The sequence below is a fragment of the Pseudoalteromonas sp. SR43-7 genome (assembly GCF_014163785.1).
Classification (GTDB): Bacteria; Pseudomonadota; Gammaproteobacteria; order Enterobacterales; family Alteromonadaceae; genus Pseudoalteromonas; species Pseudoalteromonas distincta.
Window position 1 is genome coordinate 61,450 of the sequence record NZ_JACJDY010000014.1, and the last position, 25,825, is coordinate 87,274.

Genomic DNA, 25,825 nt, shown 5'->3' on the forward strand with positions numbered 1-25,825 from the left:
TTAACTAACAAAGGTGAACTATGAAATATTTACTATTAATTATACTTTTTAGTGCAAGTACTAGTTTTAACGCATGGGCAAGTGACGAGCAAAATGATGAACTAATGCTAACGATTTTTTTAAAGCACGACCAATCAAAAAACCTCTCTGAAATAAAAGAAATACTCAACAACGCTAACTTTTACAAACACTTCCCACCAGAGGGCGCAACGATAGAATCTTGGAAAGTAATGATGGGTATAGGGCAAGTAGTTACCTTGCGCTTTCCGGCAGCGTTATTACCAAAAGTAAATTTATCGATTGAACGTTATGGCTGGAAAGCCTACAGCACTGAGTTTTATCCAACATACGATCTGTACCCAATCGTAAAAGAAGAAATTAAAAAAGCCAGAACGAACAATTAAAAGAGTAACCAACATGACAACTTCAATTGTTCAATACACACTAAGTAATGAAGCAAACGACACTATTTCTATTATTAACTACGGTGCCCGGCTTACCAGCTGGATTACCCATGTTGATAATAAAAAACGAAATATTATACTTGGCTATTCTAATATTAATGACTATTTAAACGACACGTTTTACTTAGGCGCTGTAGCCGGCCCTTATGCAAACAGGCTAAATAACGCCCAAATAAACATTGATGATAAAACCTATGTACTTAATAAAAACGAAGGCGTAAACCAACTTCACGGCGGCCAAAAAGCATTAAGCGACTTATTTTGGCAGCTCGATTATCATCAAAAAAATGCATTAAGTTTAAGTATTACCCTGCCTGATGGTTACAACGGCTACCCCGGTAAAACTATATTTAACGTGCTGTATACCTTTACCACTAACAGTAAAAACCAAAGTAATCTTGATATTAAATTTACGATTACCAGTAATAAAAAAACCATTGCAGGGCCAACAGCACACCCATATTTTAATTTAAATGGCATTACTAACAGCGCACAAGGGCATACATTAAAACTGGCCGCCGCGCATTATACCCCCGTAGATACAAACGCCATTCCCACAGGTTTAATAGCCCCTGTAGCAAATACCACTTTTGACTACACAAACGCGCGGGTGCTTAATAAAACCGATAAACTCGATCATAACTTTGTTACCGAGCAAGTACTTAATCTGCAAGCCAATAAGCAACACGCAGAGCTTACTAGCGCCGATGAAAAAGTAATGCTGAGTGTGCTTTCTAACTACCCTGCTATTCAGGTATATACAGGGCAGCATTTAAAAAGCCCGTTTAACCAATTTGACGGTATTTGCCTAGAGCCGCAATTTTGCCCTGACAGCCCTAATAACCCACACTTCCCATTTAGCTATTTAACCCCTCAAGTGCCTTTGCAAACGCATATTAGTTACTGCTTAACTAAAACCAATAAAAAATAGCTATTTTATAAACCAAAAAAGGATCGCTATTAAGCGATCCTTTGCGGGAGGTTAAATGTTTAGTGCGATTATAAATCGCTTACAAAGCTTTTAAGTTTTAGCTCACGGTCAATTAATAATGGGTAATCGGTGCGCCCTTGCATTGGCCAATCGTTGCGCCAAGTGCGTGCATCGCTTATGCCCCAAAAAGTAACGCGGCTTACTTTGTCGTCATGTTTTTTAAGTATGTCGAACACGGCTTTATAGCGCTCGCCTAACTGGGTGTTTACTTCACTAGGCAAACCATTCGGGTATGGGTTAAATCGCTCTTGCAGCGCAATATCTAACGAAATATCAGCCCCTTGTTCTTCACCTTCAGGGAATGGCAATACCGAAATATCAAGCTCGGTTATCATCACATCAATACCTGTGGCAGCGTATGCCACAATAGAGTCTTCCATTAACGAAAGCTCTGGGTTATCAAGGGAATAATGCGCTTGCATACCAATTCCATCAATTTGAATACCTTTATTTTGCAAGTTTTTAATAAGCGCAATTGCACCAGCTCTTTTTTCTGACTTAAACAAGTTATAGTCGTTGTAATATAACTTGGCATTAGGCGCTGCCTGCTTAGCGTATTTAAACGCATATTCTATAAAGTCGTCACCAATAATGGTGCTCCATTTAGATTCACGCAGTGTGCCGTCTTCGTTAAGTGCTTCGTTTACCACGTCCCATGCAAAAATACGGTTTTTATAGCGCCCTGCAACTGCATTAATATGGTTTTGCATACGCTTAAGTAATGCATCGCGGGTTAGCGGCTCGCCTTGTTCGTCTTCAAAAACCCAGTCAGGCGTTTGCGAATGCCACACTAATGTGTGCCCAACTAATTCTTGGTTGTTCTCTTGTGCGTACTGAACTAACGCATCAGCGGCTTCAAAATCGTAGGTTTCAAGCTCTGGGTGTATACGCTCCCACTTCATTGAGTTCTCTGGCGTAAAGGTATTAAATTGCGTTTTAGCCACATTTAAATCTTCAGGCAAAGCCCCTAATATTTGGTCGCGGCTAATCGCTGTGCCAATTTTAAAGTGCTCTTTAAATTGCGCTTTAAGCGTTAATTGCTCCGGCGCTTTTAATGTTGGTTTGCTTTGCTCTGCTGAGCTATTACAGCCAAGTGCAAGGCTCGACATTCCTAATAAAATAGCAATTGTAAGTTTATTTTTATGCATGATGTACCTGTTGTGTGTTTTTAGTGTGCAACGTAAACTTAACACCATATAGTCTTTTTGACAACAACGTTTTATTAAAATAGACTGAACAAAAATAACACAGTACATATTCCTTAATCACACACTTTACTAGCAACAAAATTAGCAAGGATACACATGAAAAAAATAACAATAAAACGGCTTCTGTTAATTAGCGCATTTTTCGCCTCATTTATATTCAGCGCCCTAATTCGAGCAGATCAAACCAGCACTCACGTGCCTATTTGGCATAAATTAAGCTTAACCCTTGAAGGCCCGCACACCAGCGAGCTTGCCACGCCTAACCCTTTTACCGATTACCGCTTAGACGCCACATTTACCAGCCCCACTAATAAGCAATATACAGTACCTGGATATTATGCAGCCGATGCAAACACTGCTCAAACACATGCAACAGCAGGCAACAAATGGCAGGTTTTGTTTTCGCCCAACGAGCTTGGCAAATGGCGCTATACACTCTCATTTGTTAAAGGCCGTAATATCGCAAGCGTGCCATTAAATACTGTTACAAATGAGCAACCAGCCGGATTTTTTGATAAACAAACAGGCGAGTTTAATGTTACCGCCGCCACTAAGTCATCCAGCAGTAAAGACTTTAAAAGCAAAGGTAAGCTTGAATACGTTAATAAACCTTATTTGCAGTTTAATGGCTCAAAAGAGTACTTTTTAAAAGCCGGTGCTAACAGCCCCGAAGTGCTGCTTGGCTTTTCAGGGTTTGATGCCACTCCCACAAAGCGTAACTACCAAGCGCATATAAAGCATTGGCAAAATAGCGACCCTACATGGCAAACAACCAATACAGAGACTGATAACAGTACTCATCAATCCTCTAAAGGCATTATTGGGCTAATAAATTATTTAGCGTCGCTTAACATTAACGCGTATTACTTTTTAACCATGAACGCCTACGGCGATGGCGACCAAGTTTGGCCATGGCTTAGCAAAACCCAAACCACACGCTACGATGTATCTAAATTAGCTCAGTGGGATATTGTATTTAGCCACATGCAGCAAAAAGGCATAATGACTCACTTTGTAATGAGCGAAACCGAAAACGAATCACTGTTTGAATGGAACGAAAGCCAGCTTAAAAACGACTTTGCTGTTAGTCGTAAAATTTACTATCGCGAGTTATTTGCCCGCTTTGGCTATCATTTAGCAACCACGTGGAATATAGGCGAAGAAAACGGCTGGCAAGATCCAAGCGGCGACGATAAACAACAAAAAGCTAATACCACAAAACAAAGAAAGCAATTTGCCGATTACTTCCAATCACTCACCTACTATCCTGAGCATATTGTTGTACACAATGGCCCGTCGCTCGACTACCACATTTACGATAAACCAAACGACAATATTTTGGGTTACCCCGCCTACACAGGCGCAAGCTTACAAGGTGAACTTAAAACAAACACTACTTATAGCGATGTTTTAAAGTACCGCCAGCTTACTCAAAACAATCCTCACCCGTGGGTGATCACCATGGACGAAGCCTATATTTATGAGTATGCAAACAATGTAGATACGTGGCGTAAAAGTAACGTGTGGGCCACATTTATGGCAGGTGGCGCAGGTATTGAGTTTTATTTAGGCGGTGGCGGCGACCTTGTTGAACAAGATTTAACGCCTTACAAAAATTACTATTTAGCGATGACCAACGCTGTTGCGTTTTTTCAAAAATACGTGCCTTTTACAAAGCTTACACCCACCCCAGAGCTTACAAAAACAGGCTGGGCGTTAAGTGATAACTCAGCGTTTTACTTATTTTATTTTAGTAACACAAGCCAAGCTCAGGTCACATTACCAAACGCCTGCTATACACTCGACTGGTTTAATCCACGAACTAACAACTACATAAACGGCAAACGCTTTTGTGTAAATACCGCAACGAGTACACAACTGGCAACACCACCCAACACACCTAATAACGACTGGGTTTATTTAATTAACCTAAGCGCTAAATAATAAGGATAACAACCATGAATCATTTAACAGTTAAACATTGTGTAACCGGCGTATTACTTACAACCGCAGCCACCATTGCATTGCCTGTAAACGCAGCAGATAAACCCACACAACTTACATCAGCTATTGTTAGTCAAAAAGACGCTCACATTACTCATTACGAAGGCGGCGATTTTCATACTTACTTTTATGGCGATACACCACTCACCAAAGGCGCTATTACGGGCGTTGCGGTTATTAAACCTAATAACGAAATACACCCTGCCCACCAGCATCCTGATGAAGAATACCTAATGATTCTTGAAGGTTCTGGCACGTGGACGCTTAATGGCAAAAGTCAGCCAGCGCATACTGGAGATATTTTATTTGCAGCCCCTAATGACGTACACGGCATTTATAACAACGGCGATGTGCCGCTTAAGTTTGTGGTAGTGAGGTATAAAATAAAATAGGAAAATTATATTAAGCCTCTTTAAATTATTCAAAGAGGCTATTAAGAGCTTCTATTTAGAACCGATGTATAAAGTCAAAATCTATTATTTAGCTACTTTAATTACAAGTTTTATAACTTCTAAAACACTCTAAATATTATCACTGTGACATTTTTATAATATTTAAATTTACAACTGCGCTTGAGCCCTTTAAATTTAGAGGGAGGAGTGGAGACACTCTTCTTTTATTGCTAGAATATTTTAACTTGTATATATAGCGCAGTGTGACAATGAGTAATGTAATCCAAAGCTATCTTAATAAACATGGTCCCTCGCTAAGTTCTGAAATAGCAGAATACTTAGTTAATGAGCATAAATTGTCGCCACAAACCGCAAGGCAACGTGTTTCAAGAGCCAGCCAAAACATCATGCGTCTAGAGCTATCCTTTCCAAGGCGCGCGAAATTTCTATTTTTAAAGCAACAAGCTGGAATGGGTATTTATTGGAGTAGATTAGAATCAGCACTGCTAGCAACTAATTCAGCTTACGGTTTCGCAATCACTTCATTAAATGAACGTGGTGGCGTTATGCCTAAAAAACATTTTGAAATAGCGTGTGGCTCTCCAATTAAGCAAAAAAAACACTTATCGGCAGATACCGTTCTCAGTAATCTTAAATCCGCTAATCTTGTTAAAGAAATCCATGTTGAAGGGATTGGGACATGTATATACATTGGACTCCATACAAACCACATAGAAACATTGATCCCAGTGATGAAAGCTAGGCTTTTTGTAGAAGAACTTTTACTTCGCGGAATTAAAAGCTGGATGCGAAAGCTTGGGTTTATTTCATATAACCAGGTAGCTATCCGCAATATGGATAAAAACCCTACAGTAAGTACTACTGCCTGGGATTTAGCTGGTCCCTCATATTTAAGTCCACTTGTTAGCTTTTCACCTAATGCAAGTAAACCAAATCCAGGCTTCGTAATATGTGATATTTTACTTACCCGAGAGGTAAGTGAAATCGGTATACGCCCATTTTTACAAAAGTTAAACGCACTCAAAAGCTTAAAGAATGTAGGAAAGCAGCTCTGTTTCTTTTTTGCCAATTCTTTCAGCGAAGCCGCATTTAATAGATTAAAGTCTTTAGGAATTTCCCCTGCCACTACAAATACAATATTTGATAATGACACAGCCACAGGCATAAAAGAACTCATGGATATTCTTTCTGAGGTTGCTGTACAGACTTTGGATCCTAAAAAAATTGATACTATATTTGATTCTTTAGGAAAAATTGAAGGTGCAGCAAGTAGATTAAGAGGCGCATTATTTGAATATGTTATTGCTGAAGCCATGCGTTCTAAGTTTTTTAACGCCATTGAATTGAATCGACTTTGTCAGACTAAGGAAGGTGTAAAAGAAGCTGACATTATATGCTCAAATCAACAAGAGATAAGGTTCATAGAAGCAAAAGGTTATGGGTTTAATAGACCCGTAGCTGCTTCAGAAGTTAAGTATTGGCTTGCAGAACAAGTTCCTATATTTAGAGCTTATGCCCTTTCCCATACAGATTGGAAAGATAAAAAAATGATCTTTGAGTTCTGGACTTCAAGTCTATTTTCAGACGAAGCAATTGAGAAACTCAATAAAGCTCAAGATAACACCAAAAAATATCAAATCGTATACCGAGACTTTAAAAATGTTTCTAGTGAAATAAATAGCTCTGGGAATAAAGCTCTTATTAAAACTTTTCACGATCACTTTACTAACCACCCTTTAAACAGCAAGATTTAAATTCAAGCTTCATATTCCAAATAACGGATTAATTCCCAAAAACAAAAAAGCCGAGTATTTTTAAATACTCGGCTTTGACTACACAATGCGATTTACTGAACTACTTCAGCAATGGTTTTAATAACTGGCTTAGGGTTTAAATTACGATCCCATAGTAATGGGTAGTTTGTTCTGTTTGGGATTGGGTAGTCGTTTTTCCACGACATACCATCGTGTAATCCCCAAAAGGTTACGCGGTCTATCTTGTCGCGTTTTGCGTAAAACAGTTCAAACAAGGCTTTATAACGGGCGTTTAGTTGCGCCTCTACATAGCTCGGCAAGCCATTTTTATAAGGGTCGAGGTAGGTTTCAAACTCTTCTAGCTGAAACTGCGGTTTCATCATATCGGTGCCGGTAATCTGCCCTTCTTTTGTTAAAGGCAGCACGTCTATATCAAGCTCAGTGATCATCACTTTTATACCCAGCGCGGCGTAGGCGTCAATGGCTTGTTCAATATATTGCATTTTAGGAAAGTTAAGCCCCCAATGCGCTTGTATGCCAATGCCATCGATTCGAATACCTTCTTTTTGCAGCATTTTGATCATACGTATAATGCCGTCTCTTTTTTCTGGTCGCCATGCATTAAAGTCATTGTAGTAAAGCTCGGTATTAGGTGAATACTGCTGGGCGTATTTAAATGCGGCTTTTACCATAGTATCGCCATCGCCTACGCGGTTAACCCACACAGTTGGGCGATAAGAGCCGTCATCAGCAATCACTTCGTTAACTACATCCCAAGCATCTACTTTGTTTTTATAGCGCCCTGCTACAAGCTCTATGTGTTTGCGCATTTGCTCAAGCTGCTGTGCTGGGGTATTTGGCTCATTTTTGCTATATGTAAAAAACCAGTCGGGCGTTTGGTTATGCCACACTAAGGTGTGGGCTACGGTAAACATATTATTTTGCTTGGCAAAATCTATAAACGCATCTGCACCACTAAAATCGACCTTACCTTGCTGTGGGTAAATTACTTCTGCTTTCATGGCGTTTTCTAGGGTGACTGTATTAAATTGCTTAGCAATAATTGACTGCGCGGCTGCGTTTTTGCCTGTCACTATATCTTGATTTACAGCAACCCCCATTTTAAATGAGTCTGCAAAGGTATTTTTAAGGCCTTGGTCTTGTGCAGCGTTTACGCTTAATGATCCTGCAAGTAAAAGCAGGCTGAGTGTGTGTTTTTTATGCATGTGTGTGCTCCGTTGAATCGTTATTATTTTTGATAAATATCATACAACGAAAAAAATAAATGATATAGTCAAAGTGACCATTAATTATAAATTAAACAAACCTGAGTAAACGTCCATGCTAAAAACACACAAAAAAACGCTAAGCTTAGTTGTATTAATGCTCTGTTTTAATAAAGCAGCGCTGGCACAACAACTTCAAAACCCAGCTTTGTTAAACGCTGTAAACAGCCAAAGCAATGAGCAATCACCGCTAATAAAGGGCGTAATACCCACACTTGTTAGTGACGATTTTTTGTTTTTAGAAGGCCCAACGTGGTCAAGCCATGACAATGCGTTTTATTTTTCAGAAATGAACTTTGCAAGCCTGCAAGCACTAGGCCCCGACTCCACCATTTATAAATTGCAATTGCCCAATACCCTCACCACTTATTTAAAACACAGTGGTACAAACGGCTTGTATGCCAAAGAGCAGAGCCTCTATACGCTTAACCATAGTACGCAGTCGCTTTCTAAAATTAATATAAAAAGTAAGACCAATACCGTAATAGTCAATAAGTTTGATGGGTTAAGCTTTAGCTCGCCAAACGATATGACTATGCATAAAAATGGCGATATATTTTTTACCGATCCTAATTGGCAACTAGGCGAACGCACTCAGCAAATGTCTTATACCGGTGTGTATAAGTTAAGCAATACAGGCGTACTTAGTTTAATTGACGCTACTCTTGAAATGCCCAATGGTGTTGCGCTCTCGCCCGATCAACGTACCCTTTATATTGGCGACTTTAGTAACCGCGTCAGCAAATACACTATTGATGAAAACGGTGATATTTTACCGCGCGAAGACTTTATTAAAGTAACCTCACCCGATGGTATAAAAGTAGACTCTGCTGGCAATATTTACGTAAGCAGTCACAAAAAAGGCGTTATTAATATTTACACGCCACACGGCTCACTTATCGATAAAATTGAACTTGGCCCTAATGTAACTAACCTTGCGTTTGGTGGTAAAAATCGCAAAACGTTATTAATAACCACCGCTAAGGGCTTGTTTACGCTTGATGTAAAAGTAGCGGGTTTGGCTAATTAGCTAAATTAGTTAAGCAACGTATTAAAGAGAAAGTTAAGCTCACTCGTTAAGCACAAAAACCGGTGTAACTTAGTTACACCGGTTTTTTATTATCTAAGTTTTTTCTACTTAGGTAGCGTTATTTTAATTAAACGTGTTGTTATAAAACTTAAAATTACCCGATACATGCAGCATAGCTAACATATATAACGAACCATTATAGTAACGGTAGTCACCCGTTGGTTGCGATAAAGACCAAAATTCGTTAAAAAATTCATTTGCTTGCCCAGCGTTTGTTGAAGCAAGTAACGCTACTGCATTCGCGGCTTTTTGACCTTCGCCTGCACAGCCTTTGTTTTGCGCTCCACCGTACGAATACACTTGCTCGTAACAGTTATTACTGTTGTTAGTTTTTGCATAACTTAAAAAGCCCAGTGCTTTATTTACTGCGCTTTTATGCCACGCTTGAGCACCCATTAAATGCGCGTCTAAACCCACATTCATAATTACGCGCCATGCATCAAATTCATACCATTGACCTGGGTTTGCTTGGTCGTTAAAAATGTAGCCAAGAACAGGGCTGCCATCTAAGCGCGATAAAAATGTAGGTAAGTTCCAATGCGGGCTACCACTTACTTTTGTAAAGTGGTTTTTAAGTAAGGTTCTACTTTTTGTGGCTACTTGTCGCCAGTAAGTTTTGTCTGCTTGGTTAGTTACGTTATTTGAAAAGTAGTCATAAAACGCAGGTATGTGATAAGAAGGGTCTGTTAGGTTATCAATGTAAGGTGAAAAGCGGATTATTTGGTTTTCCATCAGCTTATTTTTAATTGTGTTTAACATGGTAATGGCATCGTTGTAGTAGTTAAACTCACCAGAATTCCCCCAACGAGCAGAGGCATTAAGTAGTGCAAACGCAAAGTACTCTTCACCATCGGGAGCGGGGCCCTCATCCACTTTATAAACAAAGCCGTTTTGATTAAGCTTTAGTTTCCACGCGTAAACGCCTTGTTTTTTTACATCAGGGTGATTGTCTGGATTTTTTTGATACGCTTTTGCAAAGCGCCATAGGTTATCAAATTCTTCTTGTTTATTAAGCATGACAGCGGCGGTCATTCCCCACGATTGCCCTTCTGTTCTTATATCGTCGCCTTCGTCTGGGTTAATTGCTTTTATGTAGTGTGCTTTATAAACACCGTTTTCGCTGTACGGGTAGTAAAGTTGTTGTGTGTTGTTATAGCCAAACATATTGTCAAAAGTACTATTCACTTTTTGCTGTATATTTGTTTTACCCATTTCTTGTGCGAGGTTACGGTATGCTCCTGAACTGTCGGCGCCTACACTCGATGGGTTATTATTAAATGCAGCAAGTGATTGATAGCTTATTAGTATTAACAATAAAGTTGTTATTTTAAAAAATATTTTCATGTTTATCCTCTTTATTTGAATTATATCAGCGTGCAAATTTAATATAGTCTTTTTGACCATTTGATCAAGGAGTTCTCAAAACTATTTGTTTATTTTATAAACTAAGTGAGATATGTGAGGTGTTTAAGAAGTGTTTAAAATATAAAAGGCCGCTTAAAAAAGCAGCCTAAATCGACATAAATAGTGTTAAAAGCGTATTTATTGGTTATTTATTAATTGCTACTTTTTTAACCCTTTACCCGTTGCAGCCCAATAAATTCCGCCATAAATATGCTCTGTTAAAAACTCACTTTTATACACAGCATTAGTATGTCCAAGGGCTGTATAAAACGAGCGTCCGCCATCGTAATTGTGATACCACGAAATAGGATGAAACGCCCCCATACCTGAGCCTGTTTTGTTATTACCCCAATCGGCAGTTGGATTGTAACTTTGCTCATCAACTGTGAGTAAGTAGTTTAACTTAGTTAGCTCAGGCCCAAATTCGTACCACTCGTCTGTCCAAAGCATTTCCTGCGGCATATGGTTTAAGCCAATAAAGCGAGTATTAGGTACTTTACTTAGTACGCCAGTTTGAATAACAGGATGAATGTTAAAGGTGCGCCCCACCAGCTTTTGATACCACGCCCAGTCGTATTCGGTATCTGATGCGCTATGAATACCAACAAAGCCTTTACCTGCTTTTACAAATCGCTCAAGCGCGGCTTGCTCTTTTGGGTTTAAAATATCGCCTGTGGTTGATAAAAATACCACTACATCAACATTTTTTAAGTAATCGTCGTTAAAATAATGGCTTTCTTCGTGCCAAATTAAGTTAAAAAAGTGCTTATCGGCTAAGCCTTCTAGTGCTTTAACGCCTTCGGTTTGCGACTTATGGTGCCACCCTGCGGTTTTTGTAAATAGCAGCACATTAAATTGCTTTTTAGGGAGGGTATCAAACCCTGTAGCATTACTTTTTTGCACTGTTGCCATACTCAGTGCCAATACAACAAAGCTTAATAGCCAACCCTTATATGCGAATCTAGATAAAGAAAAAGACATAGTATTCCTATTTAAAATGAACAAACATATTAGCCGTTAGCCGCCCTGTTTGTGGACACGACGAAATATCGGTAGAGGTGTTAAGTAAACTGGTGTGCAGCAAATACCCAGGAAACACAATAAGCCTATTAGGCTTATATTCTATGTGCTTATAGCACTCAAACTCACTGTGCTGCGTGGTGCAGTAACTAGGCTTTGCATTATCTAATTCAAGGTATTGCTGAGCATATGTTAAATACGTGTTTTTGCGCTTTGAGCTGATTGTTTCAAACCCTGTTTTTTTATGCCTAAAAAATCCAGTGCCGCCGTGCTCGCCTTCGCCAAGGTAATGAATAATGGCAATTAAGTTAGGATCGTTGGTATCAAAGTTTGGCAAGGTTTGTATTGGTGATAGCTGCTGCTGCGTTTTAGTAATTAACGATAAGGTATTATCTTTTGGATATGGGGTAAGTGTTTGCCCAATATTAAATACGTTATAAAACCCCTGTATAAGCGGCTTTAGGTAATCAATCACACACTGCTTTGGCAGCGGCATGCGTAAACCAGGGTATTGAGTGAGTTCGTCAGGCTTAAACTCGCCACTGTTGTTCTCAGCACTTTTAGCTAAGTTTATAAGTTTTTGCGGCACACTCAGGTAGTCGTCAATTATAATAATTGGCGTTTGCTCTTGCCCTATCAACTCATACTGCGGCTGTAAATTATTGCCAAGTGTTAGCATAGTGCTTAGTTAGCCTTGCAATAATGATTAATGAAATCAATGTGACTCGGTAAGCTATCTGCTTTTTTAGCAACATGATTTTTTATTGATTCTAAAAATCGCTTTAACTCATCATCGCTCATGCTGTCTACAATGGGGTGATAATTTTGCGGCACTAGCCCTTGCCCTAACATCACTTGTAACCACGAGGCTTCACCAAATAACTCTTGCTCTGCTTTATAAACATGCCCACTTTGCTTAAATAGCTCAATGCGTTTGGCAAGCGACTCTGGAATTGGCATGTTTTTACAGTAACGCCAAAAGTCGCTGTCGGTGCGCTGCGTCACATGGTAATGCAGCACAATAAAGTCGCGAATGTTTTCGGCCTCAAAGCGCATTTTGTTATTAAAGTCATCTTGATAGCACGACTCGATTGCTTTGGTTGGCATGTTTTGCATTAATCTTATAATGCTTTGCTGAATTAAATGAATACTGGTTGATTCCAGCGGCTCAATAAAACCGCTTGCTAAGCCAATAGCAACACAGTTTTTGTTCCAATGTTTACGCCGTGTACCAGTGCGGTATTTAATAACGCGCGGCTCATTAATCGGTTTGCCTTCTACGTTATTTAGTAGCGCTGTTTTGGCCTCATCATCGCTCATGTATTTACTACAAAACACTAAGCCATTACCACGGCGGCTTTGCAGCGGTATTTGCCACTGCCAACCACATTTATGTGCCATTGCACGCGTATATGGCACTATTGGGCTTACTAATTCGGTTTGTACTGCTACTGCGCTGTCGCACGGGAGCCAATGGCTCCAATCTTCGTATCCGGTGTGTAGCGCTTGCTCTATTAATAAACCTTTAAAGCCGGTGCAATCTATAAATAAATCACCCTCAATAATTTGCCCGTCACCTAAAGTAAGCGATTTTATAAAGCCATTGGTGGGCTCTAAATTAACTTTGCTTATCATGCCTTCTATACGTTTAGCGCCGTTTTGCTGTGCAAAATTTCGTAAAAACTTAGCGTACAAACCGGCATCTAACTGATAAGCATGGTTACGGTCTTGATTCGGCACTACGGCAAATTTACCCAAGCGACTTGCTACGTGCTCTGTGCAATAATCACCAATATCGGCAGCTACACCTTGTTGCATACCTTTTAGCCAAAAGTGCTGAAAACCTGCAGCCCAACAACCTTGCCCCACATAACCAAATGAGTGAAAGTAGCTTTGCTGGTTTTGTTTCCAGCCCTCAAACGATATGCCTAATTTAAACGTGGCATTAGTGGCTGCCATAAATTCTGATTCGCTAATTTTTAGTAAATCATGAAATATATGCAGCGTAGGAATAGTTGACTCCCCGACCCCTACGGTAGGTATTAAATCGGATTCAACCAAGCATATTTCAATATTTTTACCTAGTAGCTTTGCCATTGCAGCGCTGCACATCCAACCGGCGGTACCGCCACCTGCTATTACTATTTTTTTAATTGCATTTTGATTCATAATTCAAACCTTACAAGTACGCTTAGCGTCTTAATTTATTTTGTAATTCGGCTCTTAATTTACGCGCTGTTAGCTCATTCATTGGCTTTGTTAAAATAGCCTGTGCGGTCTCTGGTATGTGGGTAAATTCGTTATCAGCAAATACATAGTAATTAAACAAACGTTGCCATGCTGCGCGCTCATGCTTTGGTAAATTACGTATGTTTAAAATAGCAAGGTGCAACGCATTAGTCGGCTGACCATAAACCGCAGGCGTATTTTTAAACCAATAATTAAACAGTATATTTAAACTGCCAAGCCCCTCTACTTGGTGCCACCACATGCTGGGTAATATAAGGGCATCGCCTGCTTCAAGATCAACGGTAATTGCCGCTTTTATTGCCTGCTCAAATTTAGGGTATTGCGTGAAGTTGGGCGCAGTTGTGGTGGTTAAGCTTATTGGCTGACCACCGGGTGCTTTATCAAGCGGACCTATGTATAAATTATCTATTTGATCGGGGGCAAATAAAGTAAAACGCCTTTTACCTGCAACACAACATGCTAAATTTTGCGCTACGTCGTAATGTGCTGGTACGGTAACCTTTCCGCCTGCCCATACATTAAATAAACAGCCTTCGTTTAATGCGTTAACGTGGCAGTGATTAACCAAACCAGGTAAGCACTGTGCAATGCTAGTAGAGCCAATGTATAAAGTGTCGGCTTGTGGATTATTTGCACTTTGCGCTATTTGCTCAAGCGCATTAATAAATGCCGCTTGCTGATTAGTAAAATTAAAACCGCTCATATCGGGGTTATACCCTACAACCCCGCTTTGACTGGCGGGTATTGTGCAAGTATTAACTAAAAAACCTTCGTAAAACGGCGCTAAATAATCAATCGCTGCACTGTCTGACTTTTTAGCAGCAATAACGAGGGGCCAATCGCTCACAAACCCTTTTAGTACAATAGGCACAGACGAGTTTAAAAGCTCTTTGGGCAACGTGCTGGGAGTTAAGCCATTAAGCGTTTGAATTTTATTTGCTAAATTTTCCATAGCTAAGTACTTACACAGCGTGCTTTTGTAGCATAAGTTGCTCGTTTTTAAGCGCCACTAAATCACGCACATGTACTTGCGATGCAATGATCATGTATATACACGCTAAATACCCTTGTGAATGCAGCTCTGCAATTGCATCGCTACTTAGCTGGTTAAGCGAGTCTTCGTTTATGGTATAAAAACCGAGTAAGTTATGTTTAAGCCCGTTTACTAAATCAAGCTCTAGCGATACTGATTCAAGCAAACCATGTTTAATTAAGGTTTTAATAAAGGGCTGGTTTTGTTCTAACCCATGATGCAGGTTGTCGAGCACGTTTATGATGTTTTCGAGGTAATCGCTATTCCCGCCGTGTTCTAAAAATAAGTTAATACCCTGCTTTGTTGACACTTTTGGCGAGTCTAAATCAATACTTAACATGCGCTCTTGCGTTGCCACACCGTTTTGCATTGTATTTTGAGTCGCTATAGCAAAAGGCAGTCGCTGCATACTTAGTGGAATATAGTGTGCTTGCCATTGCTGGTTTACTAAAAATAAGTTTTCGTCTTTATTTATGCCGTACAAACACACCGGCGAAAATGTATTTGTTGTATCGTCTTTGGTAAAAAATATTGGGTAATGTGCTTGAGCGACTCTAAATTCGCTCACAAATGTTTCGCTGTACCAAACCCCGTCACCTAGGTGTGTGCTGCGTGCAGGGTTTATTTTTAAATGCTGATGCTCAACATTATTTAATAATGCATGATTGGCCATGGATTGTGTGCTCCAATTGTTGTTGTGTGCCTTTACCTACTGCTACAAATAAAATGTAACAAATAAGTTAAATTCACATTGACTATAACAGCTGGGTATTATTATTGCTAGGTTAATTTAGGCAAATAAAAAAGCCGCAAAATGCGGCTTTTATAAGGTTGCTACAAGGGTAATTTATTAAAAATTATAACGAACACCTAAACCGTAACGAGAGCCTGTTTGAGTGATGTTATAAATCAACTGTTGCTTACGCCCGTACGATGTTACGTACTCGTCGGTAATGTTTATACCTTCAATAAATACAGTAAGTCCCTCTACTGCGAGTACTTCGTAACTTACGTTAAAGTCTATTTGGTAATACTCATCGGTGTAAATTGGTGCGGTTAAATCGCCATTTACACGACGCTCATTTAAAAACGAGTCGCGCCAGTTATACGCAATACGTGCTTGTAAGCCTTCTTTATCGTAAAAGAACACCACGTTTGCAGTATCACTTAACCCTACAAGTGCTTCTGTATCCTCTAATGAGTCGTTGTCGTATTCAAGGCCTGAGTCAACCATGGTGTAGTTAAAAATACCGCCAAAGCCTGACTCACCAAATAAGTGCTGAATATTAAATTCAAAACCATCAATGGTGTATTCTTGGTCGCCATTTACAGGCACGTTTATTCTAAAGTTAATTGGATCATCTGAGTCTGGGTCACCAACAATTGTGCCGCCGTCTAATTCGCCATCTTCATCAAATTTAGGTTGTACATTTGGATCATCAGCAAAGTTTTCAAATATATAGGTTCTGATATCTTCGTTAGATGCATTAGCGCCAAGTGCCGCTGTAGCAGCCCTAAATTTTTCACCATTTAATGGGTCATATAAGTTAAATATACTTGAGTCGATAGTACCTGTAGTGATCCAATTTGTTACGTCTTTTTTAAAGTAACCAAACGAAATATAGCTACCTTCGCCGTAATACCATTCACTTGATAAGTCGTAGTTAATTGATTCAAGCGGTTTAAGTCCTGGGTTACCAGAGCCACCCGAATAACCACTTAAGCTACCGCCGGTATTAATAGTTGTACCGCCTTGTAGTTGGCCATAACCTGCTCTTGAAATAGTTTTGCTCGCTGCTGCGCGAATCATTACATCTTCAACAACTTCAATATTAAAGTTAATATTTGGCAGGAACTGGCTGTAATCTGCCGACTGGCTTAGCGTTTCAATACCGGTAACACCGGTTACTGATGTAGCTGTATCTTCGTTCCACTCTACGCGGCTGTAACCGGGTGCAGTTGCTTTAGAGAATACATCTGTTTTTTCGTAGCGTAAGCCAATTTGCAGGTCGAAGAACATGCCACTCAATTCACCTTTGTAATTTACTTGTGCAAAAGCAGACTGCGTTTTTTCTTCAGTAAAGCGGTTTGTTGCTGCATCCCAGTTGGTTGAGGCACAAAATTGTCCTTCGCCGTTTGGTCCTGCCGCTGCGCCGTCGGCTGCTTTACAATCACCGTAAAGGTTATCTACGTTAGCAATAGGATCTGCGTACTCTGCTGCATTTACAATCGTGTCAAAGTCGGCAAAAAAGATTGTATTAAATAAATCATATTCGCCTTGTGTTGCAGTGCCTTCAAAATTACCCGCTTTAGCTTGAAACTTATCTAAAATAGTATCTTGGCGCCAATCGATATCAGCGAAGTCGCCCTCAACACCAACACCACCCCAATCTGGGCGCTGTACTTGCGTATGACGATAATGGTTATTTACTTTATTAACCGCAACACCAAAATCAATGCTTAGGTTGTCGTCAATGTAGTAGTCGCCCGAAATTTGCGTTTGAACGATTTCTGAATCGTATTTGTCGTTTGCAAACCAGCTACCCGATAAACGCATGGTTTCTGGCGTGAAATTTTCAATATTACCAATAGCAATACCTGGTAAATCACCGGTTAAATCAAGCCCTGAGCGCGAACGTGTGTACGACGGTAACTGAATATTATTACGTGTACCGTGGCGTGGATCAGTTGCTTTCATTGATGCTTTTGAACTGTGGTGATCAAATTCTAGGTTAAGCTGATCCGATACTGCCCATTCTAGGTTAAAGCCTAATGAATCTGTTTTTTCTTCGCGACCCCAAGAACCCACCGTAAGCGACGTATCGCGGTAATCGGCATCACTTTGAATGTCATAAATTTCTGAGTAAATAAGTGGATACGCGTTAGGCTCGCCCGCCCAAACAGATTCACTTCTATCGCCTGCGTAGTTAAACCAAACTGACGCATCAGTGTGCTGCTCTTCAACGGTTGTTCTAAACGTAGTGTAGTCAAGGGTTGCTGTAATGTTTTCAACAGGTTGATATTGAAAAACTAGCTGGCCATTTACACGTTCACGTTGGCGTTCTTCAAACACATAACGTGGTTGTTGCGGGTTTGAATAAATACCTGATGTAGGTCTGTTTGCTCCGCCCTCTGCGCCTGAAGGTACACCGCCCCACCCTGTATTTGTGTAATCAGATGCTCTGTAGCCTTGATCTTGAATAAACTGTTGCATACCGCTTTCACGGTCTTGGTAGCTACCTGAAATAGATATACCAAATTTATCGTCACCAAATGTTTGCGAATATAAACCACTCACCTCTGGTGTAATGCTACCCTCGTCGGTTGATTGATCGTCTACAGCTTTTACGCCAAACGATGCTTTTATACCTGGGCTATTTAAAGGCCTGTTTGTTGTTAAGTTTATAGTTGCGCCAATGCCACCTGAGGTAACACTTGCGTCTGATGTTTTATAAACTTGCACGCCCGATACGCTTTCAGATGCCACATTTGCAAAATCAAATGTACGGTCACCTGTTGTATTTGGAAGTTGGCGGCCATTAATTGTAATTAAGTTATTAGCAGGTCCAAATCCACGTACTGTTACGCGGCTACCTTCACCGCCCGCTCTATCAATTGATACGCCGGTAATACGTTGTAGCGATTCAGCAAGATTAGTATCAGGAAATTTCCCCATATCCTCAGCAGAAATAGCATCGACAATACCAGAAGAGTCGCGTTTAACATCCATAGAGCGCTGCAATGAACCTCTAATGCCTGTTACTTGTATTATTTCTACATCTTCGTCAACAATGGTTTCTGCAGCGTAGCTTTGGTGAGGAAGCGTAACGGTACCCATTGCAGCGAGTATGGCTGTTGAAATTATCTTTTTCTTAAACATCATGATGCCTTTTTCTTATTTAATTATTATTGACGTACTGCAAGACTTTAAGAATTACTCGAAACATAATTGTAAACTATTTGTTTCATTTTACGGTCAATAAGTAATTATTGTGTGTGTATGTTTTAAACGTTTTACAAAGACCACAACCAGTTTTAAACATGTGCTACTCAACTAAAAACCATTAAGTAACAGGATGTTTATGTTAATTCTTTGTGCTAATTTTTTGCTTTAAAATATTTTCATTTTGTCATATGTCCTCAGCTTCCTCTTATTTAGACCATTAACAAAATAAAATAATGGTCACATTGACTATATCTTTTTTGTGCAAATAAAAGCTTAAGCTTTGCTTACGCAGATAATTTGCATTGTTTATAACTATTTTTGTTAAGCGTGTTCATATGGGCTTATTGTTTGAATTTTTCCGTTTGAGTCGTGTTCGAGCTTAGCCATTTTCATACTGCGTAAATGGGTTTGCCCGCCCGACAACGTACTGTCGTGATAAAATAAAAACCAGTCGCCATTGTGCTTAACAATTGAGTGATGCGTGGTCCAACCAAGTACAGGGTTTAAAATAACACCCTGGTAAGTAAATGGTCCGTAAGGGTTATCGCCCGTAGCGTATACAATTTTGTGTGTATCGCCCGTTGAATACGAAAAGTAATAAACACCGTTGTGTTTGTGTACCCAAGGGCCTTCAAAAAAGCGGCGGTTGTTATCGCATACTGTAATTGGTGAGCCGCTTTCATCTAGTACAACAACCTCTTTTACGTCTTCGCTTAGGCTGATCATATCTTGCGATAATTTTGCAACGCGCGCAGGAATTGCAGGTTCACCATTTTTGGGGTACGTGCTTTGTTCATTAAATTCGCTAGTTTGCCAATTTTGTAATTGGCCGCCCCACAAACCGCCAAAATATAAATAATGGCTTGAGTCGTCATCTTCAAATACAGCAGGGTCAATACTAAATGTCCCTTGAATGTAATCGTCTTCGGCTTTAAATGGACCTGTTGGACTGTCACTTTTTGCAACGCCAATTCTAAAAATACCTTGCTGATCACGCGCCGGAAAATAAAGGTAGTACTGATCAAGCTTATGCGCTGCATCGGGTGCCCACATTTGCTTGCTTGCCCATTTTACGTCGTCTACACAAAGTGCTACGCCATGGTCTATGGCTTTGCCTGATCTTTCGTCAAGCGAAAAAACATGGTAGTCGCGCATTGCAAAGTGGTCGCCGTTATCATTAATTTCATTTTTTGATTCAATGTCGTGCGATGGATAAATATACACTTTGCCGTTAAACACATGCGCAGACGGATCGGCGGTATACATGTGATCAACTAATACATTATGATTTTGTATTAACGAGTTGGCTCGTTGTAAGTCTTTTAACTGTTTAAGTTCAGCGTCACTTAACCCATTAGATGGGGGTGCTGCTTGCGCTGTATTTTGCATTTTTACTCCTAGTATTGCCTGCCCACTTTGCGCTTTTAAAAAGGCGCAAAGTGGGCTGCTAAATTAGTTTATGGTTTTGTTATCAGCCAGCTGCGTTTGAATGCGCTTTACTTCAGGCTCGGTAAGTTTGTAACGTGTTATAAAAATTAAGCATGCCACGGTACAAATTACTGGAATGCCGGCAAAGGCGAGTAAAATGCCTGATAACGTGTGTTCTGATTGTTCTTGATTAGGCACGTATGCATAGCCTGATAATATCCACCCTGCAATAGCACCGCCGATTGCAAAGCCTAGTTTTATTGCTAATAAATGGCCCGAAAACGTAACAGCGGTTAATCTGCGACCAATTTTTAAGGCGCCGTAGTCAACCGTATCTGCCACCATTGAAAACATAATTGGGGTAATTATCATGTGGGCAAAGTTAGCAATAAAGTAGACGATAAAAATGGTAACTATGGCGTCGCTCTCAAGTACGTAGAACATGCTATGAGAAACAATCACCACCACTAACGCGGCGATAAAAAGTGTTTTCTTTTCAATAAATTTGGTTAAAAAGTTAGTAGACACAGCGCCTAGTACTGAGCCAATTGCTGAGAGTGTTAAAAAATTAGAAGTAAGTGAGGCTTCTCCTACGTAGTACTTAATATAATGCGGTGCTACAGAGGCTCTAACGCCAATTAAGATTAATGTTGCTAGGCTTATAACGGCTATAACAACCCATTGATCGTTTTTAAATAAGCTTAAAAACTCAAGAAAGGCATTCTTTTTAGTTTGCGCGGGTTTAACTTGTTTGGTTTCTTTAGTCATTTTAAAACATAGTAAAAAACAAGCCGCAGCAAGTCCGCCTAAAAACACCATTGCTAGCGGGTAACCTACTACATCGTCGCCGTCGCCAAAAAAAGCAACCAGCTTTGGCAGTGCCCATACAATTACAAGCAGAGCTGACATTGCCATTGCAAATCGGTATGACTGAAGCGATGCACGCTCTTTAGGGTCGTTTGTCATTACTGCGCCAAGTGCGCCATAAGGTATATTAATAGCGGTATAACACGTCATTAATAGCCCGTAAGTAAAGTAGGCATATATAAGCTTGCCCGTAGAATCAAAATCTGGGGTTATAAATGCTAAGCAAGCAAACACACCGTAAGGCACGGCTAAAAATAATATATATGGGCGGTAAGAGCCCCAACGGCTGCGCGTTCTATCGGCAATGCTGCCCATTATAGGGTCGGTAATACCATCAAATAAACGAACCGCTAATAATAAGGTACCCGCAGCGGCTGCAGATAAACCGTAAACATCGGTATAAAATATCAACATAAAGTTAGCGACCATTTGAAATACAATATTACTGGCTGTATCACCAAGGCCGTACCCTATTTTTTCTTTAATTGTGAGTGTGTGTTTTGTGTTGTTCATGTGTGCTCAATTTTCAATGCAAATCGATATAGTCAAAAATACTATATGCATTTTTAGCGCATGTAAACATTTATGTTACATTTTTAATCAGCCAGTAATTTATTTAATACATGGCGCTAATTAAGCGCTAAATTTACTAACATACAAAGGTATTATTCGTTCAATAAAGAACCAATACCAAACCAAAGCCGAATATCGGCGTTAACGCGTAAAAACAGGTACAGTGTATAAAGTGATTAATTAAATAGATGTGATTGTTTTAAATAGGAATTATAAAAGCTTTTTATTTGCGCTTTACCCACCTTTTATATACCCTTAATAGTCTTTATAACAATATCTTCGTATAGCTTTGGCTGAGTAATTTATGCACTATAAAACATCAAACATTTCTAACAACATCGACGAAGAATCGATTCCTGATGACTGCATTAGTAATCTAACCGTAGATAATATTGTATTTGCTATTCATGAAGGTAAGTTAAAGGTGTTGCTGGTTAAATATAATCGAGGCCTTGCAACAAGCCAATGGGGTTTAATTGGTCATTGGGTTCGTAAAGATGAAAACTTAGACCTTGCAGCTTTACGTGTTGTTAAAAGTACGACCGGTGTTGAAAACCTTTATTTAGATCAGTTAGGCGCGTTTGGTAACGTTGACCGCTACCCTGCTAGACGTATTATAACCATTGTTTACTATTCGCTCGTACGCTTTGAAGAAACCAATCTTGTGAGCGGCGACAATGCTTTAGAATGTGAATGGTTTGATGTAAATAACGTTCCCCCTTTAATATTTGACCACGCCGACATTTTAAAAAGTGGCTTAGATTACTTACGCTATAAAGTAAGGCACGAGCCGATTGGTTTTAGCCTGCTCCCTGAAAAGTTTACATTGCTTGAGCTACAAGGAATTTACGAGTCAATTTTAAATAAATCACTCGATAAACCTAACTTTAGACGTAAGTTCCAAAAAATGAACTTGCTAATAAACTGCAAAGAAAAACAAACCAACGTAGCTCACCGAGCTGCTACTTTGTACCGTTTTGATATAAACGTATACGAAAAACTAAGAGAGTTTGGTTTTACATTTGAGTTTTAAATAAGCAAATGCATAATTAAATTAATGTTTGGTCTTTAAGGCCAAATAACATATTGCTAATATATATGTGATGCTTATAATTCGTCCGCATTATTAATATAAACTAATCAAAAGGAGCTTTTTTCTTGAAACTTACGCCGCCCTAGGCAACCACTCCCCTTTTTCATCAGCACGTTACGTGCAACCTTAATCGCCGCCTGCGCGAGAATCACTGTTATTTAAATAAAATATTCCCCTATACTTTGGGAAACTAACTAATTAGGTTTATTACATGTTTGATCACGTAAAAAGAGATTGGCTCTCTAATGTTCGTGGTGATGTGCTTGCTGGTATTGTTGTGGCGCTTGCCCTAATACCTGAAGCTATTGCCTTTTCTATTATTGCCGGTGTTGATCCAAAAGTAGGTTTATACGCCTCATTTTGTATTGCGGTTATTATTGCCTTTGTAGGCGGACGTCCAGGTATGATATCGGCGGCCACCGGTGCAATGGCACTGTTAATGGTAACGCTGGTTAAAGATCATGGTCTGGAGTACTTACTGGTTGCTACCTTACTCACTGGTGTACTACAAATATTTGCAGGCTTTTTAAAGCTCGGTGAATTAATGCGCTTTGTATCGCGCTCTGTTGTAACAGGGTTTGTAAACGCGCTGGCGATTTTAATATTTATGGCGCAGTTACCTGAGCTGACTAATGTTACTTGGCATGTTTATGCGATGACCGCAGCGGGCTTAGGTATTATTTACTTATTCCCATATATTCCAACTATTGGCAAAATACTTCCCTCTCCTTTAGTGTGTATTGTTGTTATTACACTGATTTCAATATTTTTGGGTCTTGATATAAGAACCGTTGGCGACATGGGCGAACTGCCAGACACTCTACCTATATTTTTATGGCCCGATGTACCGCTAACACTCGAAACACTGCAAATTGTATTACCGTATTCAATTGGTCTTGCTGTTGTGGGCTTACTTGAGTCAATGATGACCGCCACTATTGTTGATGACTTAACTGATACAACGAGCGATCGTAATAAAGAATGTAAGGGCCAAGGTATTGCTAATATTGGCGCAGGCTTATTTGGTGGTATGGCGGGTTGCGCTATGATTGGGCAATCAATTATTAATGTTAAATCGGGCGGTCGCGGCAGGCTTTCTACCTTTATTGCAGGTTTATTTTTAATCATCATGGTGGTGTTTTTAGATGAATGGCTGCGTTTAATTCCTATGGCAGCATTAGTTGCGGTAATGATTATGGTATCGATTGGTACGTTTTCGTGGACATCTGTTAAGGATTTAAAAAAGAACCCGCTTTCATCAAATGTTGTGATGATTTCCACCGTTATTGTGGTTGTTGCCACGCATAATCTAGCCATTGGCGTTTTAGTAGGCGTGTTGTTAGCTACGCTGTTTTTTGCTAATAAAATTGGTCGCTTCATGGTGGTTAAAGCTAACCATGATGAAAGCAACGATAAAATAACCTATGAAGTCGTTGGCCAAGTGTTTTTTGCCTCAGCTGAGCAATTTATTGCATCGTTCAATTTTAAAAATGCGGTTTCTAACGTGGTCATTGATTTAACCCATGCACATTTTTGGGATATAACCGGTGTATCGTCACTCGACAAGGTGGTTATTAAATTTAGACGCGAAGGCGCAACAGTTAATATTATTGGTATGAATAGCGCAACCGAAACTGTAATTGATAAATTTGGTGTGCATAACAACCCTGAAGAAGTCGAAAAACTACTTGGCGGACATTAAGGAGAATGCAATGACTAAAATAATTACCTATGTAGATGGCTCAGCCATTACAAGAAATGTAACCGACGCTGCTATTTGGGCTTCAAAAAAGCTAAATAAACCAATTAGCTTTGTGCATACAATTGAAAAAACGCAGCAAACTAATATCGGCGACTACTCTGGTAGTATTGGGCTTGGTGCACAGTCAACACTTCTTGATGAAATGACTAAGCTTGACGAACAACGCTGCAAAGTAAGTTTAAAAATGGCTGACGAATTATTAAATTCAGTAAGTGAGCATGCTAAATCGGCAGGTGTTACTAATTTTGAACTAATTAAGCGCCACGGTGATTTGCTCGATACCGTTATAGACTTAAAAGACGATACACGCCTTATTGTTATTGGCCAAAATGGTGCTGGACATAGTAATAGCTTTGCGGTGCTGGGCTCACATATAGAAACCTTAGTGCGCAATGCAACACAACCTATTTTGCTTATTCCTGAAACATTTAAACAACCTAAATCATTTATGATTGCGTACGACGGCCGCGAAACAGCCGACAAAGCGCTACAACAAGTGATTGATGGCGGCTTATTACATGGTTTGCATTGTCATTTAGTGAGTATTAAAAACAACGAAAAAGACCTTCAAGAAAAATTTGTTAACGCACAGCACAAGCTTATCAGTATGGACTTTGAAGTGTCGGCAAGCTTTTTAGAGGGCAATATTTTTGACTCGTTAATGCAATATAAAGAGCAAAATAATGTAGAACTAATTGTAATGGGTGCATTTGGGCACTCTAAACTAAGGCAGTTTTTTGTGGGCAGTAACACCATTAAAATGCTCGAGAACAGCGATGTGCCTGTGGTTATTTTAAAGTAAGTAGCTATTTTAAATAAGTTTAAACCAGTATCAAAAGCCTAAAATCACTTAACTGATTTTAGGCTTTTTGTTTTTGGCCTAGCTTCAAACTTTTCAAATAAAAACTGAATAAACGACGTAACCTTTTGAGCCACAAACTTTCTATGCTGCTCTGGCATAAATGAGCGCACGCCACGTTTGCTAAATGTTGTCATTATTTCTCGTTTACCGAGTTTGTCTTGTATTGCCAGCTCGCCTTCATGAAAAGGTGAAGCATCTATTGAGTTTGTGTTAATCATTTTGCTCGTAATTCGTGTGCGTATTTCATGGGTTAAATTTAACGCAATACACACTCAATGATAATGAGTGTTTTATTGACTGATAGTGCACAAAACAATGACAATACTTGCACCCTCTTAGTGCCAAGCGCGCACCAACATATAACAAAACGGGTTTTA

General features: G+C 39.6%; 21 protein-coding genes. 9 read left to right on the plus strand and 12 right to left on the minus strand.

Translation table 11 applies throughout. From position 1 onward, the window contains the following. The first annotated feature begins 20 nt into the window (after nucleotides 1-20). Nucleotides 21-404, plus strand: coding sequence for a hypothetical protein (locus H5087_RS11965; protein ID WP_182672176.1), 384 nt, complete (start codon nucleotides 21-23; stop codon nucleotides 402-404). Nucleotides 405-417: 13 nt separating this feature from the next. Beyond that, nucleotides 418-1,395, plus strand: a complete 978-nt coding sequence (locus H5087_RS11970) for an aldose epimerase family protein (RefSeq protein WP_182672177.1) — start codon at nucleotides 418-420, stop codon at nucleotides 1,393-1,395. A 68-nt stretch (nucleotides 1,396-1,463) separates the two neighbouring features. On the opposite strand, the gene H5087_RS11975 is transcribed toward H5087_RS11970, so the two are convergent. Continuing rightward, the gene (locus tag H5087_RS11975) at nucleotides 1,464-2,603 is read right to left on the minus strand and encodes an endo-1,4-beta-xylanase (RefSeq protein ID WP_182672178.1); all 1,140 of its coding nucleotides are present in this window, start codon (nucleotides 2,601-2,603) and stop codon (nucleotides 1,464-1,466) included. A 156-nt stretch (nucleotides 2,604-2,759) separates the two neighbouring features. Between H5087_RS11975 and H5087_RS11980 the strand changes: the two genes are divergently transcribed. The 3 genes from H5087_RS11980 (at nucleotide 2,760) to H5087_RS11990 (ending at nucleotide 6,834) form a co-directional block, all read left to right on the plus strand. Beyond that, the gene (locus tag H5087_RS11980) at nucleotides 2,760-4,607 is read left to right on the plus strand and encodes a DUF5060 domain-containing protein (RefSeq protein ID WP_182672179.1); all 1,848 of its coding nucleotides are present in this window, start codon (nucleotides 2,760-2,762) and stop codon (nucleotides 4,605-4,607) included. 14 nt (nucleotides 4,608-4,621) lie between these two features. Further along, on the plus strand, nucleotides 4,622-5,059 hold the full coding sequence (locus tag H5087_RS11985) for a cupin domain-containing protein (protein WP_182672180.1): 438 nt from the start codon (nucleotides 4,622-4,624) through the stop codon (nucleotides 5,057-5,059). 269 nt (nucleotides 5,060-5,328) lie between these two features. After that, the gene (locus H5087_RS11990) at nucleotides 5,329-6,834 is read left to right on the plus strand and encodes a hypothetical protein (protein WP_182672181.1); all 1,506 of its coding nucleotides are present in this window, start codon (nucleotides 5,329-5,331) and stop codon (nucleotides 6,832-6,834) included. 92 nt (nucleotides 6,835-6,926) lie between these two features. Here the strand turns inward: H5087_RS11990 and H5087_RS11995 are convergent, their stop codons facing one another. Next, nucleotides 6,927-8,060 (minus strand): endo-1,4-beta-xylanase, encoded by a 1,134-nt coding sequence (locus H5087_RS11995; RefSeq protein ID WP_182672182.1) that lies wholly within the window; start codon nucleotides 8,058-8,060, stop codon nucleotides 6,927-6,929. Between the two features lie 115 nt (nucleotides 8,061-8,175). Here H5087_RS11995 and H5087_RS12000 point away from each other — a divergent pair, with 115 nt between their 5' ends. Next, nucleotides 8,176-9,150, plus strand: coding sequence for an SMP-30/gluconolactonase/LRE family protein (locus H5087_RS12000; RefSeq protein WP_182672183.1), 975 nt, complete (start codon nucleotides 8,176-8,178; stop codon nucleotides 9,148-9,150). Nucleotides 9,151-9,273: 123 nt separating this feature from the next. Here H5087_RS12000 and H5087_RS12005 read toward each other — a convergent pair whose 3' ends face one another. The 9 genes from H5087_RS12005 to H5087_RS12045 all read right to left on the minus strand — a co-directional run bounded on the left by H5087_RS12005 (nucleotide 9,274) and on the right by H5087_RS12045 (nucleotide 21,671). Further along, nucleotides 9,274-10,554, minus strand: a complete 1,281-nt coding sequence (locus H5087_RS12005) for a glycosyl hydrolase family 8 (protein ID WP_182672184.1) — start codon at nucleotides 10,552-10,554, stop codon at nucleotides 9,274-9,276. Between the two features lie 219 nt (nucleotides 10,555-10,773). After that, nucleotides 10,774-11,595 carry a ThuA domain-containing protein gene (locus tag H5087_RS12010; RefSeq protein ID WP_182672185.1) on the minus strand — a complete coding sequence of 274 codons (822 nt, stop codon included), beginning with the start codon at nucleotides 11,593-11,595 and terminating at the stop codon, nucleotides 10,774-10,776. Between the two features lie 7 nt (nucleotides 11,596-11,602). Further along, nucleotides 11,603-12,313: a DUF6445 family protein gene (locus H5087_RS12015; protein ID WP_182672186.1), complete on the minus strand. Its 711-nt coding sequence runs from the start codon at nucleotides 12,311-12,313 to the stop codon at nucleotides 11,603-11,605. A gap of 5 nt (nucleotides 12,314-12,318) precedes the next feature. Then, a complete protein-coding gene (locus H5087_RS12020; RefSeq protein WP_182672187.1) occupies nucleotides 12,319-13,803 on the minus strand; it encodes a tryptophan halogenase family protein in 1,485 nt (494 codons plus the stop codon). Nucleotides 13,804-13,825: 22 nt separating this feature from the next. Further along, nucleotides 13,826-14,836, minus strand: a complete 1,011-nt coding sequence (locus H5087_RS12025; protein ID WP_182672188.1) for a cupin-like domain-containing protein — start codon at nucleotides 14,834-14,836, stop codon at nucleotides 13,826-13,828. 10 nt (nucleotides 14,837-14,846) lie between these two features. Beyond that, the gene (locus H5087_RS12030; RefSeq protein ID WP_101163887.1) at nucleotides 14,847-15,590 is read right to left on the minus strand and encodes a SapC family protein; all 744 of its coding nucleotides are present in this window, start codon (nucleotides 15,588-15,590) and stop codon (nucleotides 14,847-14,849) included. 177 nt (nucleotides 15,591-15,767) lie between these two features. Continuing rightward, entirely contained in the window at nucleotides 15,768-18,797 is a 3,030-nt protein-coding gene (locus H5087_RS12035) for a TonB-dependent receptor (RefSeq protein ID WP_182672189.1), read from the minus strand. Nucleotides 18,798-19,184: 387 nt separating this feature from the next. Beyond that, nucleotides 19,185-20,252, minus strand: a complete 1,068-nt coding sequence (locus H5087_RS12040; RefSeq protein ID WP_182672190.1) for a glycoside hydrolase family 43 protein — start codon at nucleotides 20,250-20,252, stop codon at nucleotides 19,185-19,187. 63 nt (nucleotides 20,253-20,315) lie between these two features. After that, nucleotides 20,316-21,671 carry an MFS transporter gene (locus H5087_RS12045; RefSeq protein ID WP_182672191.1) on the minus strand — a complete coding sequence of 452 codons (1,356 nt, stop codon included), beginning with the start codon at nucleotides 21,669-21,671 and terminating at the stop codon, nucleotides 20,316-20,318. Nucleotides 21,672-22,035: 364 nt separating this feature from the next. On the opposite strand from H5087_RS12045, the gene H5087_RS12050 reads away from it, so the two are divergent. From H5087_RS12050 to H5087_RS12060, 3 genes are all read left to right on the plus strand, one after another. Further along, nucleotides 22,036-22,764, plus strand: a complete 729-nt coding sequence (locus H5087_RS12050; protein WP_182672192.1) for an NrtR DNA-binding winged helix domain-containing protein — start codon at nucleotides 22,036-22,038, stop codon at nucleotides 22,762-22,764. 271 nt (nucleotides 22,765-23,035) lie between these two features. Then, nucleotides 23,036-24,526 (plus strand): SulP family inorganic anion transporter, encoded by a 1,491-nt coding sequence (locus H5087_RS12055; protein WP_182672193.1) that lies wholly within the window; start codon nucleotides 23,036-23,038, stop codon nucleotides 24,524-24,526. 10 nt (nucleotides 24,527-24,536) lie between these two features. Next, nucleotides 24,537-25,388 (plus strand): universal stress protein, encoded by an 852-nt coding sequence (locus H5087_RS12060; RefSeq protein WP_182672194.1) that lies wholly within the window; start codon nucleotides 24,537-24,539, stop codon nucleotides 25,386-25,388. Between the two features lie 44 nt (nucleotides 25,389-25,432). Here H5087_RS12060 and H5087_RS12065 read toward each other — a convergent pair whose 3' ends face one another. Then, on the minus strand, nucleotides 25,433-25,666 hold the full coding sequence (locus H5087_RS12065) for a hypothetical protein (RefSeq protein ID WP_182672224.1): 234 nt from the start codon (nucleotides 25,664-25,666) through the stop codon (nucleotides 25,433-25,435). Nucleotides 25,667-25,825 lie beyond the last annotated feature (159 nt).